Annotated in this window: 13 protein-coding genes, 1 tRNA gene and 1 pseudogene; 10 read left to right on the top strand and 5 right to left on the bottom strand. The window is 70.4% G+C overall.

What is annotated here, in order from left to right; genetic code table 11:
- Position 1: 1 nt before the first annotated feature.
- A complete protein-coding gene (locus H2O74_RS03440) occupies positions 2–160 on the bottom strand; it encodes a hypothetical protein (protein WP_182114356.1) in 159 nt (52 codons plus the stop codon).
- A 58-nt stretch (positions 161–218) separates the two neighbouring features.
- On the opposite strand from H2O74_RS03440, the gene H2O74_RS03435 reads away from it, so the two are divergent.
- The 3 genes from H2O74_RS03435 (at position 219) to H2O74_RS03425 (ending at position 3692) form a co-directional block, all read left to right on the top strand.
- Positions 219–1377 (top strand): IS3 family transposase gene (locus H2O74_RS03435; RefSeq protein ID WP_182113136.1). Its coding sequence is split into 2 segments (ribosomal slippage): positions 219–505 and positions 504–1377, totalling 1161 coding nucleotides; the frame shifts between segments, so codons are not numbered across the junction.
- Between the two features lie 105 nt (positions 1378–1482).
- Positions 1483–2520: a hypothetical protein gene (locus H2O74_RS03430; RefSeq protein WP_182113135.1), complete on the top strand. Its 1038-nt coding sequence runs from the start codon at positions 1483–1485 to the stop codon at positions 2518–2520.
- A gap of 116 nt (positions 2521–2636) precedes the next feature.
- On the top strand, positions 2637–3692 hold the full coding sequence (locus H2O74_RS03425; RefSeq protein WP_182113134.1) for a hypothetical protein: 1056 nt from the start codon (positions 2637–2639) through the stop codon (positions 3690–3692).
- Between the two features lie 373 nt (positions 3693–4065).
- On the opposite strand, the gene H2O74_RS03420 is transcribed toward H2O74_RS03425, so the two are convergent.
- A complete protein-coding gene (locus tag H2O74_RS03420; protein WP_182113133.1) occupies positions 4066–5178 on the bottom strand; it encodes a hypothetical protein in 1113 nt (370 codons plus the stop codon).
- A gap of 240 nt (positions 5179–5418) precedes the next feature.
- Between H2O74_RS03420 and mobF the strand changes: the two genes are divergently transcribed.
- The 7 genes from mobF to H2O74_RS03390 all read left to right on the top strand — a co-directional run bounded on the left by mobF (position 5419) and on the right by H2O74_RS03390 (position 11825).
- Positions 5419–8310, top strand: coding sequence for a MobF family relaxase (mobF, locus tag H2O74_RS03415; RefSeq protein WP_182113132.1), 2892 nt, complete (start codon positions 5419–5421; stop codon positions 8308–8310).
- 35 nt (positions 8311–8345) lie between these two features.
- Positions 8346–8564: a helix-turn-helix domain-containing protein gene (locus H2O74_RS03410; RefSeq protein WP_182113131.1), complete on the top strand. Its 219-nt coding sequence runs from the start codon at positions 8346–8348 to the stop codon at positions 8562–8564.
- Entirely contained in the window at positions 8564–8842 is a 279-nt protein-coding gene (locus H2O74_RS16585) for a hypothetical protein (protein ID WP_255491759.1), read from the top strand. Before H2O74_RS03410 ends, H2O74_RS16585 begins: the two co-directional genes overlap by 1 nt.
- Positions 8839–9492 (top strand): hypothetical protein, encoded by a 654-nt coding sequence (locus H2O74_RS16580; protein ID WP_255491758.1) that lies wholly within the window; start codon positions 8839–8841, stop codon positions 9490–9492. The genes H2O74_RS16585 and H2O74_RS16580 overlap by 4 nt, the downstream gene beginning before the upstream one ends.
- A gap of 412 nt (positions 9493–9904) precedes the next feature.
- Positions 9905–10591, top strand: a complete 687-nt coding sequence (locus tag H2O74_RS03400) for a hypothetical protein (RefSeq protein WP_182113130.1) — start codon at positions 9905–9907, stop codon at positions 10589–10591.
- Positions 10592–10651: 60 nt separating this feature from the next.
- Complete coding sequence (locus H2O74_RS03395; RefSeq protein ID WP_182113129.1) at positions 10652–11374, top strand: hypothetical protein; 723 nt, start codon at positions 10652–10654, stop codon at positions 11372–11374.
- The gene (locus tag H2O74_RS03390) at positions 11367–11825 is read left to right on the top strand and encodes a protein-export chaperone SecB (RefSeq protein ID WP_182113128.1); all 459 of its coding nucleotides are present in this window, start codon (positions 11367–11369) and stop codon (positions 11823–11825) included. Before H2O74_RS03395 ends, H2O74_RS03390 begins: the two co-directional genes overlap by 8 nt.
- 485 nt (positions 11826–12310) lie before the next feature.
- Here H2O74_RS03390 and H2O74_RS03385 read toward each other — a convergent pair.
- From H2O74_RS03385 to H2O74_RS03375, 3 genes and pseudogenes are all read right to left on the bottom strand, one after another.
- Positions 12311–12853, bottom strand: a pseudogene (locus tag H2O74_RS03385) (helix-turn-helix domain-containing protein); the annotation flags it as partial.
- Positions 12854–13142: 289 nt separating this feature from the next.
- Positions 13143–13215, bottom strand: a tRNA-Arg gene (locus H2O74_RS03380).
- A gap of 173 nt (positions 13216–13388) precedes the next feature.
- Entirely contained in the window at positions 13389–15674 is a 2286-nt protein-coding gene (locus tag H2O74_RS03375; protein WP_182113126.1) for a glycoside hydrolase family 3 C-terminal domain-containing protein, read from the bottom strand.
- Between the last annotated feature and the right edge of the window lie 16 nt (positions 15675–15690).

Raw genomic sequence — 15690 nt, 5'->3', positions numbered from 1 at the left:
CCTATAGGTCAAGACTCGCCGCGAGGGCCGGTCGGTGGAGGTCGCGGCGGGCCCGGTGGTCGGTCATGACCCGCTGGTAGATCTCGCGGGCGAGGTAGCGCTTGAGGCAGCGGATGATGTCGCGCTTGGACAGGCCCTCGGCGGTGCGACGGGGGAGCATGACCCGCTTTCCCGGACACCTGATCTGAGGTGATGATCGCCTCGGAGGGGAGTCCTGGATGCCTGCAGCCAAGCCGCCGGAGTTCCGGCGCCGAGCAGTGGACCTGGCCCGTTCGGGTCAGCAGCCGGTGGCCCAGATCGCGAAGGATCTGGGGATCAGTGAGTCGTGCCTGCGCCGGTGGATGGCCCAGGACGATGTCGACACCGGCCGCCGCGAGGGCGTGACCTCCGACGAGCGCCGTGAACTGGTCGAGTTGCGTCGCCGCAACCGGGTGCTGGAGATGGAGGTCGAGATCCTCAAGCGCGCCAGCGCCTACTTCGCCCGGGAGAACGTCCTCCCAAAATGAGTGCCCGCTGGTCCAGGAGCTGGCGGCCGACGGGGTGCCCGTCGCGCTGACCTGCCGGGTGCTCGGCATCTCCCGCTCCGGCCTCTATGAGGCGGCCCGACGACGGCCGAGCGCCCGTGAGGTCGCTGACCGGGCGCTGACCACGACGATCGTGGCGATCCACGAGAGTTCGCGGGCGACCTATGGCGCGCCGCGAGTCCATGCCGAGCTCCGGCTCGGGCTGGGGGTCGCCTGCGGTCGCAAGCGCGTCGCGCGGCTGATGCGCGTCGCTGGGCTGGTCGGGGTGTGTCACCGGCGCAAGCGCCGTGGTCAGCGGCCGCTGCCGGCCCCGCATGAGGACCTGGTTCAGCGCCGGTTCAGCGCGGACGGTCCGGACCGGTTGTGGTGCACGGACATCACCGAGCACCCCACGAGCACCGGGAAGGTCTACTGCGCCGCGGTTCTGGACGTCTTCACCAGGAAGATCGTGGGCTGGTCGATCGCCGACCACATGCGCTCCGAGCTTGTCGTCGACGCCCTGCAGATGGCGCTCTGGCGCCGCCAACCCGCCCCCGGCGTGATCGTTCACGCGGACCGCGGCAGCCAGTACACGTCCTGGATCTTCGGGCACCGGTTGCGCTCGGCCGGCCTGCTGGGGTCGATGGGCCGGGTCGCCTCGAGCGTGGACAACACGATGATGGAGTCGTTCTGGTCGACGATGCAGCGCGAGCTGCTGGACCGGCGTGCTTGGACGTCCCGCGAGGAGCTGGCGTCGGCGATCTTCGAGTGGATCGAAGGCTTCTACAACCCCATCCGGCGCCACTCCGGCCTGGACTACCGGTCCCCGAACCAGTTCGAGGACCTTCACACCGCCGCTACCGCGGCGGCATGATCACCCAACCGAAACTGTCCGGGAAACCGGGTCAGGCTCCGGCTTCTTATCGGTAGCCTTTCCACACGGGAGGCAACCGCTGCGGCGACGAACCCAGGAGGCGGCATGAACGCCAGCGCCACGTCACGGCAAGCCACAGCCGTGAAACGCATCGGCGCCTTCGTTCTCGCATGCGTCTCCGGGGCAGGGATCGCCGCATCAATCCACATGATGCGGATCCCCGTCATCGAGCCCGCTTGGGAGCGCGGCTTCATCGTCGTTGACTCGGCGCAAGCCGGCGGCTCCCTGTGGCTGGAGATCAGTTCGACGGATGCCATCGATCTGAAGTCGAGCGGCTCCATCACGGTGGACATCACGGTGTCCATCGACCGCGACGCTGCCGTCACGGCCGTCCTCGGAGGGCGGCTCGCGGAGGCCCTCATTGCTTGTGACGGACAAGGGCTCTTCTTCGACAGCGATGCCGCCTTGACGGGCGGTGACCTGGCGGCCGATGGCCCGCGCGAACTTATTGAGCGCTACCTACAGCGACGTCCAGCGACTGGGCACCTCTTCGGGTTCACCGGTCAAGACACTCTCAATGAGGAAACAGCGCAGGCCACGCTCAACGACACCACGCTCCTCCTCTCGGAGGTGCGGTTCGGGACGACCGATGAGAGGTCGTGGAAAGCAAGCGAAGACGAAGAGCTTACCCTCCATCCAGTCCGGGTCGCCCGCGCGTCGTGCACCTTCCGAGCCGACGCGTTCCTCGACACGTACGATTACTTGCACGAGTTCCGTTCGCCCGACCTCGTCGCCGCCGTGGCGGACCAGGGGGGCGAGGGGCCTATCCATCTCGCTACTCACTACGATCTCCGCAACGACGAGTTCCAGCGCCCGGTGAACCTTTTCGCGGACGTCGTCGACCATGTCGACACAGACCGGGGCATGCGCGTCTTGACCGTTGAGGACGACTGGTGGACGCGCTACGGCGACGGGTCGCAGGCGATCCTTCAGTCGGGCGGCGTAATGTGGTTGGAGCCCGTCGGCGCAACTGAGCGGCGCACCGTCGCCAGAGTGGCCGCAGGCTTGTTCGCGTCGATACTCGTAGCCACAGTCATCGCCCTCGTACGGTCGTTTGCCCTGGCGTCGAGGTGGCTGCGTTGAACAGCTCGAGGTCGTCGAACGTGCGGCTTATTGCCGCGGGTCTGGTTCTCTTGACGGCGTTGGGCTGCGCCGCTTGGCTCGTCACGAGCGCGACGGCGCGGCCGTCGGATCAAGGAGTGCGCTCTGCCTTCGCGGTGGCTTCGCTGGAATCGGCGAACGCTATGCAGGCAGACGTCAGTTTCCGGAACATTACGCCCGAGGACGGTGTGGACGGCATGATGGGCGTTGACCTACGGATCGGTCGCATGGAGTCCGACGGCGGCGTCCCGCCGTCGGGGAGCGTCCGAACGAGCGCCCGGACCGAGGCCAGCAGCGAGACGCTGCCCGTCGGAGGCGAGCACGCCGGGGTTTCAATCGTTGCCGGCGGGGATGCGGCGCTGATGCTCGAGCCCTGTAGAGACGACACGGAATGGCGGCTCAGGACGGGCGTCGAGTACGGCGAGCTGGCTGAGCCGGAGCGCATCGCTGTAGTCGAGAGCATCCGACTCCAGTTGAACGACCGGGAGGTCGACTTCGGGCCGCTCGCGAGCGGTGCCGCGCAAGGTTCTCCGGCTGAGATTGCTGATGCGATGACGTTCACGGTCATTGAGCCTCAGACGCTCGAGCCGAGCACGTGGGACATGCCGATCCGGGCTGACGCTGGATCGCCGGAGGGGGGCGCTCCACCCAATCCCGCCGTCACGACGGCACACGGATACTCGGCCTGGGTAAACTGCAACGTCGCCTTTGAGCCGTTGCGCACAGCGCTTCCTTGGGGCCTACGACTGGAGCTACCCGCGCTCGTCGCGGCCACAGCTAAGGAGGACGGCTCCTTAGCGGCCGAAGCGAGCCTGGTACGACGCCTCCTCCGGCTGAGAGAGACGCCGCACTACGGCCAGGCGATCGTTACCGGGCTCGATGCCGCGTCGACGAGCGAGTCGTGGGCTGGCGTCTACGGGACTTACGAGGCCGCCTCTTCGGTCAGTGACGATGCACACACGACGGCCGGAGTCGGGCCTGTCGGCCTGTCGTACACGTCGCGCGACTTTCAGTGGAGCCGCGACGCCCGGCTCTTCCTTGCGGGTGTCGCGGTCTCGCTCGCTGCCAGCATGCTCATGGCGATCGGCAAACTGCTGGTCGACCGCAGCTTCGACCGGCGCTCTGAGAAGCCGTTGCCCAAGGTTCGTGGATAACGCCCTGACCTGCGGAAATACATGCGGGAAGTTCGCAGGGAGACCCTGTTCCGGTGTGCACGCTGACCACACGCTAACCACGCGAAGTGGCGATGCCTGCCGGCGGTCGGCACGCGCGGAGCGGCCGCGGGAGACTTCTAGAGCTGCCACACCCCAACCGCGACCGGGCCGCGAGCCGTAAACCCGGGCCGGAATTTCACGCGCATTCCGCCACGCAGGGGCAAGCCAGCGAACTTGGAACTTCGGCAGTAGATCTCGCGCTTGTCGTCGGGCCGACGTTCTGCGACGTGGACCATGAGAGCAGATCTGCCGGCGTTGCCCCTTCGCCTGCGACCGCGGTCGTTCCTCACATCACGCCGCTGCCCCTGCGCAACTACCGCGTCGCAGGGGAGGGCCCGCTCCCACAGGGCGCCGTTCCTTCCGGCGGGCGGCACCAGTGGGGGAGTTGGACAGCACTCGCGCCGCGACTGATCAGTACCTCCGGCTGGTCCGGGTTGTAGGCGGCCTCGTGCCAGACCCCCGAGAGGTAGTGGTCGCCCTGCACGCGGCCGCACTGCCAGCAGGAGAACGCCATGTACGTCTTGCCCGCCTCCTTCGAGACGCGTGATGACAGGCTCGCCATCGCGGGCCAGCGCAGTTCTTTGACGCGAGCGGCGACCGCCGCCCGGATGTCGTGCGCCTGCTCTCGCTTAGTTTCGGCATGCGCGTGCTCGATCAGCCGCACAGCGTCGGCGTCGGCCCATCGCCCGCACGTGCCAACGGTGCGTTCGCCAACCACTCGCCAGAGGGTCACTCGGCGGGCGCAGCTCCAGCACGCTCGCCGGGCCAGAACGACGCGGAGTATCCGTTCCCCACTGATCTGCGGCCGCAGGGCGACCCTTCCTGACAGGAGCTCTGTCACCGCCTCTTCGAGCGAGCACATCCGATCGAGGAGCACGCTGAACCGCTGCCCGTCGGTCTCCACGAGCCGCGCCTGCGGCGCGCGCGGGTCCGGTACCGCGAGCGGGTCTGGCTCCCAGTCTCGGCGGGGCGGGAGTGGATAGCGGGTCAGCCACAGGACGCGGCATCCGTCAGCCGTCCGTCGGAGGGTCCGCGTGCGGTAGTCGGTGTCCTCTTCGCGTGCGAGCTGCACCTCGAAGTTCAGTCGAACGCCTCTGGGAGAGGTGGTCAGGACGTCGGCTTGGTAGCCGGGGCCCGGAACCTCCGGCTCGGCCTGCCAGCCGGCGGCGCGCGCTGCGGCGATAATGAGCGACTTGGCCTGCATGTGTGCGGCCGACTCGTTGCCGTGCGCGCCGCAGCCACCCGCCCCCGGCGCGTGCGCGAAGTGCCGCAAGCCTCTACGTGAGGTGCGGAGGTAGGCGGCTGAGGCGCAGTCGCGGAATCGGAGAGTGCCACTGCGGGATCGCGATCGCAGCGCGTCCCAGGCGTCATCGTCTAGGTCGATCGACACTACCCGCACGCCATCAAGCTCGGCCACCAGCGGCATCCGAGAACTCCCTCCCGGGAAAAGGGTAGGAAGAGATCAGCCGTGTCGCAGCCTTGTTCCCCCGGACGGCCTAGACCTGGAGACCCTCAGCGGCCGCTCGCTCCCGGTGGATGGCTCGCTTGGTAGGGCTATTGGCACACCTCCCTGTGAACGCCGGCACGGCGGCAGCTGCGCATCTTCTCCCCCGCTGCCGCACACCTGCAGATAGCGACGGCGTCGCGAGGGGAGGTGGTGCGGGTGATGTCGATGCACAAGCTCACGGCCGGGGACGGGTACGCCTACCTGACCCGGCACGTGGCCGCGGGCGACGCCGGCCTCGACGCGGGGGCGTCGCTGACGGCGTACTACGAGCAGACGGGGAGCCCGGCGGGCCGCTGGTACGGCGAGGGCCTCGCCGGGCTCGGTGACGCGAGCCGGCGGCTCCGCCCGGGCGATGTAGTGACCGAGTCGGCGATGACGGCCGTGTTCCAGGACGGCGGCGACCCGTTGACCAATGTCGCGCTCGGCCGGCCCTTCCGCTCGTTCGATGACGGGAATCGTCACGCGGTCGTCGGCTACGACCTGACCTTCACCGCCCCGAAATCCGTCTCGGTGCTGTGGGCGCTGGCCGATGACGCGACCCGCGTCCTCGTCTACGACGCGCACCGGGCAGCGCTGGCGTCATCGCTCGAGTTCGTCGAGCAGCGCGTCATCCGCACGCGCATCGGTGACGGCGGCCGTCATCAGATCCGAACCCGCGGGATGGTCGCCGCGGCCTTCGATCACTGGGACACCCGGGCCGGTGACCCGAACCTGCACACCCACGTCGTCATCGCCAACAAGGTGCAGGGTCCCGACGGGGCCTGGCGCAGCGTCGACGGGCGGACCGTCCACGCCGCCGTCGTCACCGTGTCCGAGCTCTACGACGCACTGCTGGCCGACGAGGTCGCGCGGCGCCTCCCGGTGGAATGGTCGATGCGTGACCGCGGCTCGCGCCGCAACCCCGCCTTCGAGCTGAGCGGGGTTGGCGACGACCTCCTGGCGCACTTCTCCGCCCGCGCAGAGCAGATCCACTGCGCCGAGCAGGAGTGGCTCGTCGAGTTCGAGGCCACGCACGGCCGGGCACCGACGCGCGTGGAGACCACCCGCGCCCGGAAGCACCTGACTCGCGCGACGCGGCCGCCGAAGACCGTCCGGCCGCTCGCGGAGCTTCTCGCCGAGTGGGCGAACCGCGCCCGCGCGCTCACCGGCCTCGAGCCGCACGACCTCGCCGCACGAGCCCTTGCCGGCGCCTACGGCCGGCCGCTCCACGCGCACGACGTCGGCCCAGAGGTCCGGGCCGCGATGGTCGCCCAGGTCCTCGACGACGTCTCGACCAAGCGGTCGGTCTGGACGACGTGGAACCTCGGCGCCGCCGCCGTCCGAGCCTCCAAGCTCCTGCGGATGGCCTCACCCCTAGAGCGGCGCGCCCTCCTCAACACGATCACCGCCGACGCCGCGGCGGCGTGCGTGCACCTGGATGACAACCGGGACCCGACCACGCGCCGGGTCGGCGAGTCCCTGTTCACCTCGACCGAGCTGCTCGACGCCGAGAAAGCCCTCATCGATGCCGCCGAGACCGACGGCTTCCCCCACCGGGCCCGCGCCATGCTCGGACAGCTGCCGCTGCGCACCGAGCACCACCTCGGCGAGCTCGCACCCGACCAGCGCGCAGCCGCCGAGGCGGTCATCACCTCCAGCCGCCTCCTCGACGTGCTGGTCGGCCCGGCGGGCTCCGGCAAGACGACCGCCCTCGCCGCGGTGACGGCCTTCTGGGGGCACGGCCTCGGGCCTGTCGTCGGCCTGGCGCCGTCGGCCACCGCGGCACGAGCACTCGGAGAGTCACTCGGCGTCCCGTGCGAGACGACGGCGAAGTGGCTGCATGAGTCCACCGGCGACGGCGGCACGGCGCGCGCCCTCCGCTACGCCGACACCGTCGAGCGGGAAGCGAACGGCGACTTCCGCGAGATGCGGGTGGCGCGCGAGGAGCAGTGGCGGCTGCGGATCGAGCAGGACCAGTGGCGGTTCTCCCCCGGCCAGCTCGTCATCGTCGACGAGGCCTCCCTCGCCGACACCCGCACCCTCGCCGCCATCGTCGAGCAGGCTCGCGCAGCGACGGCGAAGATTCTCCTCGTCGGGGACCACCGGCAGCGCGGGTCGGTCGACGCCGGCGGGGCCTTCGGCATGCTCGCCCGACGCGGGCCCACCGTCGAGCTCACGAGCCTCTGGCGTTTTACCCACCCCTGGGAGGCCCGCGCCAGCCTCGAGCTGCGCCGTGCCCATCCCGCGGCCCTCGACGCCTACGAGGCCCACGGCGCCATCGCCTCTGGCGGGCACGATGCGATGCTCGACGCCGCCATCGACGCCGTGACCACGGCGAGCGAGCAGGGCAGGGTCGCGGCGCTGCAGGCGGTCGACAACCGCACCGTCCACGAGCTCAACGCCCGCATCCGCGCCGACCGCATCACCACCGGCGACGTCGCACCCGCCGGGGTGGGCCTGCACGACGGTCTGGCTGCCGGCGTCGGCGACCGGATCGTCACCCGACGCAACCACCGCCGCCTAACCACTGCCGACGGGTTCGTGCGCAACGGCGCCCTCTGGGACGTCACCGCTGTCCTGCCCGACGGGTCACTCCGTGTCCGGCCCGCCAACCACGCCGATGCCCCAAGCGTCCGGCTTCCCGCCGAGTACGTGGCCGAGCACGTCGAGCTCGGCTATGCCACGACCATCGCCCGCACCCAGGGCATGACCGTCGATGAGACCCACACGATCGCCGCCCCGGGTATGGGCCGCGAGGACCTCTACGTCGGGATGAGCCGCGGCCGCCACACGAACCGCGCCTACGTCGTCGTCGACCAACCCGACCCGGAGTGCCTGCCCGGCCAGGCGCCGTCGTCGGGCCGCGAGGTGCTCGAGCAGATCCTCGCGGCCAGTCACGCCGAGCCCAGCGCTACCGAGACCTGGGCTTCTTATCACCCCGGTCGGCCCGCACCCATCGTGCCGCCCGCGCGTCCACAGCAAGCGTGGAGTGCCGTGCCTCCACAGCCGACGCCGCATCGCTTGACCAGCGTCCCGCCACCGGTTCCCGATGGACCGGTGCTCGGGCTGTAAGGGAATGCCAACCACAACCACGAAGGAGAAGGACCATGACCACGACCGCGCAGCGCACCGACAGCACCACCGTCACCCCCGCCCGGCAGTACTACCGCGTGAAGGACGCGGCGCGGGTGCTCGGGGTGCCGCCCCGGACGCTGTACCACCTGGTCGAGCACGAGCAGATCCCTTACCGCCGGCTGGGCACGGTGATCCTCCTCCCGGCGGCGTGGGTCGAGCGAGAGCCGACGATGCCGATGAAGCGACGCTGATGTCCGTCACCAGGCGGGCGCACCCCACGGGGACCGTGACCTGGCGCGCGAAGGTGTTCTTCGAGGGCCGGGTCATCGCGCAGCGGTCGTTCGGACGCCGGGTCGATGCGAAGCGCTGGGAGGCGGACCAGCTCGCGAAGCTGGACGCCGGCTCGTGGATCGACCCGGCGCGCGGGCGGATGACGTTCGCGGCGCTGGCCGAGGAGTGGCAAGCCTCGCGTGGTCACCTGGCGGTGCGCAGCAGGAGACCACGCGGTTCCTGCTGGACAAGTACGTGATCCCGGAGATCGGGGCGTACCCGATTTCCGGGATCTCGGCGGCCGACGTCGAGCGAGTGATGTCGGCCCTGACGGCGCGTGGGCTGGCGACGGCGACACGGCGTCGGGCCCTGTCGATGATGCGGCTGGTCTTCGACTACGCGATCCGCGACCGGCGACTGAGCGTCAACGTCGCGCGGATGGTGGCGCTGCCGCGCGGGGGCATCAAGCGGGAGCCGCACTGGCTCCGGCCCGAGCAGCTCGGCCGGCTGGTCATGGCGGTGCCGCCGCTGTGCCAGCCGGTAGTGCTGTTCCTCGGGACGACGGGGTGCCGGTTCTCGGAGATGGCGGCGCTGCGGGTCGACGACGTCGTGCAGACCCCGCACGGTCTCGGCGTCCGGGTGCACCGGGCGGCGACGCAGTCCAAGCGGACCAGCGGGGCGGTGTTCGGGCCGACGAAGACGCACCAGACGCGGACCGTGCCGGTGCCTGCGGCCCTTGACGAATACGCGAGGACGCGAGTCGCTGCGACGGAGCCGGGCTCGTACCTGTTCCCAAGCCGGAGCGGGGGCGTGTGGACGAACACCAACTTCCGCGCGCGGTCGCGGTGGATGGAGGCGACGCGTATCAAGTCCGACCACGGAGTCGATAGTGGCAGAGGTCACCGTTGAGGCCTAGACAGCCCAGCCCGACTCCCGGTTGCACCCACCCCTCGACCTTCGCCTCGCGCGGCGTGTGAGAGTGCCCGCCCTCGAATCGGCAGACGATGGGGTCGACCCATTCGCCGAGCCGACGGGGAGCCGGTACGAGTGTCCGATCATGCCGCGATCCCCCAGATCGTGCCGACGGCTGAGGGAGGGTTCATGTCCTGCCGTGTCGGCTGGCGACCCAGACGTTGCTCATGGCCGGCTAGCGAAAACCACTCCGTCGGGAAGACGTCAGCGGGCTCCCTGCGGATAGTTGAGGTTTGCGGCCTGGTCCAGGCGCCGGCAGGGAGTGCCGCAGTAGGCTGCGACCTCAGCGCGGGTGTGGACCGGTCCCGGCGTGAACCAGGCGTGGGAGTCGACGCGGGAGGCAGGGGCCATGGTCACCGCGTACGGCACCGAACAGAGGTGGCCGTCGCATCAGAAGGCCTACTGGCGCGAACCGCTGGAGCGCGCGCGTGCGGCCGGATGGAGCCTGCACTACATCGACGCCCCGCACCTATGGGGCGTCGTCACTTGCCCCGGTCCGGAGGGTGAGCAGCACAGCTTCCAGGTCGACTGCACGGCCTCGGGCGCTGAGTTCTTCGCCATCGAGGCGCGGAAGCGGGTCGATCGCTGCAAGCACGGCGTCCTCGACGGTCCACCCCTGAAGGGCCACCACTACGACAAGGCCTTGAGCAAGCTCGAACGAGCGCAAGAGTTGCTGGCCGAAGCGGAGGACATGCTGAATCGCGGTGAGACGCGCCGGTCCGCCCTGGACTCCTTCGAGGAGATGACCGCCACCGCACAGTTGACTGCCCTGGATGCCGCACAGGATTTGGAGCTGCTTCTAGAGCAGGCGCTCGCGGCGGAGCAGTCGGAGCCGATCGACCCGCATGTCGTGGCGGACCTGCTTCGCAGAGGACGGGCTTACGTTGCACAGGCCAGGCGGCTGGCGGCTCGTGTCGGCCAGGTCAGTCGTGCCGAACGCGTGCGGGTCTCGGCAGGGGAGCTGCACCGGTGGTGCGGTCGGCTCGAGGAGCGGCTGGAGCGTCTCAACCCGGGTGCGTCGCGTGCCGATACATGACATGTTGGAGATCTCCAACACTGAATGTATGGTTCAAGTCGGCCGACCCGAGGAGATGCTGTGACCGTCCGGGTGGCCCTCCGTCTGCGAGGGCTGGACCTGCAAGACCCGCGTGCGTACGCCACCATCCCGAGCGAGCTCTGCGACCTGGCGTTCCACGCCGTGGGCCCGATGTCGTACGCGGTCTGCTTCGTAGAGCGTGACCTTGCTCGCGATCGGGTTCTGGAGTGCGCTCGCCGGATCCACCAGCACATGAGCGGCGTGAGCGTCGAGCGTGTGCACGACGACCTGGTCACGCTCAGTGACATCGCGGAGCGTTGCTCGGTCAGTCACGAGGCCGCACGTCTGTGGGCGGCCGGGCGTCGGCGGTCGAACCGCCGTGCCTTCCCGGAGCCCTATGAGGCCGTCAGTGCCGGGAGCAGCGGGCGGCTCACGATGCTCTACCAGTGGCCCGAGGTCGTGGCGTGGGTCCGCGACGTCGTGCACATCGACCCAGAGGATGGGCTGGAATTCCTTGACCGTGCCTCGGTCGCCGAGATCGACAAGGCGCTCGCGGACGAGGTGGCATTCGGGCAGGTGGTGGGGCAGCCGGCGCTCACGGCTCATGGGCCTTCGGAGGACTGGCGCCGTATCGACACGGGTCCAGCGTCAAGTCCACTCGTCGTTCCGGCCGTCGTGACCCAGGAACCATCCTTGGTGCTCCCTCAGCACGCTATGTGGCACCTACGGGAGCGGATCGCGATCAGCGGACAGGAGCTTTCCCTGAGGGTTTCGAATGAGTGACGGCAAGACCGCTCAGACGGCTTCCGGCTCGGCGGTACCGCGGTTGACTTCAGTCGCACTCGTTCAACTGTCCGGCGAGCGCCGCGCTGCGGGGCTTGCACCGGCGACGAAGTACAACCTGGATCTGGCGTACTACGAAGAGGGAAGCACCTACCTGTATCGCTTGACGGGTCGTGGTGATCTGACAGATGCAGAAGGAGCCGACTACGGCCACGTTGAGGCGTCTGTCGTGGCGACCTTCGAGTCGTGCGGCTGGTCCACCGAACAGATCGAGAGCTTCGGGCAGTCCACTGCAATGCGCGTGGCCTACCCGTACGTGCGCGAGGCCCTGGCGACCACAGCAAGCCGCCTCGGGTTCGCCGGTGTCATGCTTCCGCCTCTCGAGGTTGCAGCAGAGCTTGCCCAGGGTGATGTTTCCCCAGATCCTGATGTCCCAGCAGATCCCTCTTGAGTTGCGCGTCACTGCGGGCCAACGGTGCCGCGAAGAAGCGGTTGAAGTCAGGGCCGAAGGCGCGGCCGACGCCTTCCTGGGCCTGAGGTCGCGAGGAACTCATAGATCGGCGGCGACCGTGAGGAGACGGCGCGGCCCCTTCACGGTCGAGTGGCACCGGCGTGATCGGGTGGAGCTAGTGCACCGCCCCATCGACTGTGGCAAGTACTGCTCGAAGACGGGCTCCGGCATCCGGCGAACGTCTACCGATGCCGGAGCCGTCGCGCTCCGGCAGATGGAGGCAGCGGGGCGACGTCGGAGCGCAGTGCGCCGTCCGGTAATGCTGCGATCCGCGCTCGTGCCGATGACCGTGCGGTCGGGCGGATGCTGCACTGCCGGCGGCGCGCCGTCCTTGTCGATGCCGCGTGAAACCTGACCCCCTGGCGCCGGCGGGTTCGAGGGTTCGTCGCAACCCGCCCAGCAACAGGGGGTCCGAATTCGCCCGGCGTTGACAGGGGCACCGCGACCGCGCACACGCAGAACCGGGAGTGGTCGTCGATCCCGGTCACGATCTTCATCTCCCGGCCATCGGCGAGGAACGCCCGACCCATCACGTCCATCTGCCACAGCTCCATCGACCGACCCCGCTCCCAGCGCCGGTAGTCCTCCCGGCGCCGTCGCCGCTTGGTCCCCTCGACCAGGCCGTGACGCAGCAGCGCCCGATAGACCGCCGACCGCGACGGCACCGGCGCCACCCCGTCCCGCTCCAGGCGCCACACGATCCGCGACGGACCCCACGCCGGATGCGCCCGACGCATCGCCACCGCCATCGCCTCGACCACCGGGGCCATCTGATGCGGGCACGAGACCGGTCGCGAGGACCGGTCGGCCAGCCCCGCCAGCCCGCCGCCGGCATACCGGCGCAGCCAGTCATGGACCGTCTGCCGAGCGACCCCGTTGCGCCGGGCTACCTCGGTCACCGACACCCCGCCCAGGACCTCGAGCACCGCCTGATACCGCTGCTCCACCACACCCAGCTCCACCAGCACGACCGGCCCCTCTCGCCGCGACCCCATCGTCACGACGAGCGAACCCCACGGCCGCACTGACCGGAAGACGAGCACGAGTGTCAGGCAGGAGCCGGAACCACTGTCGCCCACCCACCGGAACCGCGTCCGCAACCTGTCAGGCAGGAACCGGAACCAAGATGTCCACCATCTACCGGAGTCCCACACAACGAGTCACTGACCACGCGCTGACCAATGCCCGGCAAATCGGACACGCGCCCTGCCGCGGTGTCGGCACCAATATCGCCTCTGACCTGCGGTAACACTTCTGTGCGCCTGGGCAGATTCGAACTGCCGACACCCGCTTTAGGAGAGCGGTGCTCTATCCCCTGAGCTACAGGCGCGAGGGACCTGACGGAATCCCGGCCAAGCGCCCGGCGCGCGAGACGGCCGGGCACGGGAGGTGGTTCCAGAGGGCCCTGTCATACGTCGCCGAGCAGCCCTAGAGCCGCCGTCGACGCTCACGCAGCCTACCGGCCGGCCGGTCCCGGCCGCACCCAGAGCCCTGCCCGGCCCCTCACCCCTGCGCCTCCGCCACCGCCTCCTCGAGCCACTCCTCCGTGATCGGCGACCCGGGGAAGCGCACCAGGCGCCGCATCGGGATGGCCCGCATCATCTGGCCGGTCTCCCCCTCGAGCAGGATGAGGTCCCCGAGCGCGGTACCCGGCGCGAGCTCGCGCAGGCGCGGGCCCAGCGTGGGGTGTGCGAGCCACCGCTCGGCGCTCGCGTCCGGGTCCACGGGCAGCGTCACGGGCTCGCCGGCGAGCGCGACGGCGCCGCGCAGGCGCACGTCGCGCGAGGACGCGCCGACCAGCACGGTGAAGGTGCCCGGCTCGACGACCCACCGGCCCAGCGCCGGGTGCCAGCAGGCGAACGCCCGCGCGTCGAGCTCGACCTCCACGCGCGTCGAGGCTCCCGGCTCCAGCGCCACCTTGGTGAAGCCCTTGAGCTCCTGGTCGGGCCGGAACACGGTGGCCTCGTCGTCGGACACGTAGACCTGCGCCACCTCCTTGCCCGCCCGCGCGCCCGTGTTCGTCACGGTGAAGGAGGCGCGCACCCGCGGCTGCACACCGTCGTCGAGCACCTCGATGGCGAGATCGGCGTACTCGAAGCTCGTGTAGGACAGCCCGTGCCCGAAGGGGTAGGCGACCTGGAGCGCGTGCGCGTCGTACCAGCGGTAGCCGATGAGCAGCCGCTCCCCGTAGTGGACCACGCCCGCGTCGCCCGGGAAGTTGCCCAGCGCGGGGTTGTCGGCCAGCCGTACGGGCATCGTCTCGGCGAGCTTGCCCGAGGGGTTGACCGCGCCGGTCAGCACGTCCGCGACGGCGCCGCCGCCGGCCTGGCCCAGCAGCCACGTCTCGAGCAGCGCGTCGGCGTGGTGCTGCCACGGCGCGACCTCGACGACGGAGCCGTTGGTGAGCACGACGACGACGCGCTCCACCGCCCCCGCCACGGCCTCGAGCACGGCGACCTGCTGCGGGGGCAGGTGCATGTGCTCGCGGTCGTAGCCCTCGGACTCGTAGGCGTCCGGCAGGCCGAGGAACAGCAGGGCCACGTCGGCGCCGCGGACGGCCTGCACGGCCTCGTCGCGCAGCCGCGCCGCCTCCTGCTCCGGGGTGTCGTCCGTGAGGGTGAACCCGGGCGCGAAGCGCACCTCGCGGCCGGCGAGCTGCTCGCGCAGCGCGCCGAGCGCGTCGTCCAGGCGCGTCGTGGTGACCTGCGAGCTGCCGCCGCCGCCGAAGCGCGGCGTGCGCGCGAACTCCCCGACCACCGCGACCGGGCCGCCGGTGGGCGCGAGCGGCAGCACGGCGTCGTCGTTGCGCAGCAGCACGACGCAGTCCGCCGCGGCCTCGCGGGCGAGCGCGTGGTGCGCCCCCTCGTCGTAGTCGGGCCCCGGCTCCGGGCGCGAGCGCGCGACCAGCTCGAGCACCCGCCGCGCGGAGCGGTCGACGTCGGCCTCCGTGAGGGTGCCGGCGGCCAGGGCGCGGTGCACGGCCGCGGCGCCCACGCCCCCGGACGACGGCATCTCCAGGTCGAGCCCGGCGGCCAGCGCCGCGTCGCGGTCGTAGACGGCGCCCCAGTCGGAGACGACGAGCCCGTCGTAGCCCCACTCCTCGCGCAGCACCCGCGTCAGCAGCCACGGGTCCTGCGAGGCGAACACGCCGTTGACCCGGTTGTAGGCGCACATCACGGTCCACGGCCGGGCGCGCGTGACGACCGCCTCGAACGCGGGCAGGTAGATCTCGCGCAGGGTGCGCTCGTCGATGTCGACCGAGACGGACATCCGGTCCGTCTCCTGGTTGTTGGCCGCGAAGTGCTTGACGGACGTGCCGACGCCCGCGCCCTGGACGCCGTCGACCATCGCCACGGCGAGCTCGCCGGCCAGGTACGGGTCCTCGGAGAAGTACTCGAAGTTGCGTCCGCACAGCGGCGAGCGCTTCATGTTGACCCCGGGGCCGAGCACGACCTGCACGCCCTGCGCGCGCGCCTCCTCGCCGAGGGCCCGACCGAGGCGGCGCAGCAGGTCCACGTCCCACGACGACGCGGTCGCCGCCGCGGTGGGGAACGCGACCGCGGGCGTCGCGGCCATCGCGCCGAGGTGGTCACCGCCCACGGGCTGGGCCCGCACGCCGTGCGGCCCGTCGGAGAGCCACGCCGCCGGGACCCCGAGCCGCTCCACCGGGGTGGTGCGCCAGAAGTCCGAGCCGTCGAGCAGCGCGACCTTCTCCTCCAGGGTCAGCGCAGCCAGCACGGCCGGCACGTCGAGCCGGCTCGCGGCGGGGGTCACGTCGTCGTGGTCCATGAATCCTCTTCGGGTG

Origin of the sequence: Actinotalea sp. JY-7876 (genome assembly GCF_014042015.1) — a bacterium.
Lineage (GTDB): Bacteria > Actinomycetota > Actinomycetes > Actinomycetales > Cellulomonadaceae > Actinotalea.
The sequence above is the reverse complement of the archived record's forward strand: the minus strand, read 5'-3'. Positions and strand labels throughout refer to the sequence as shown.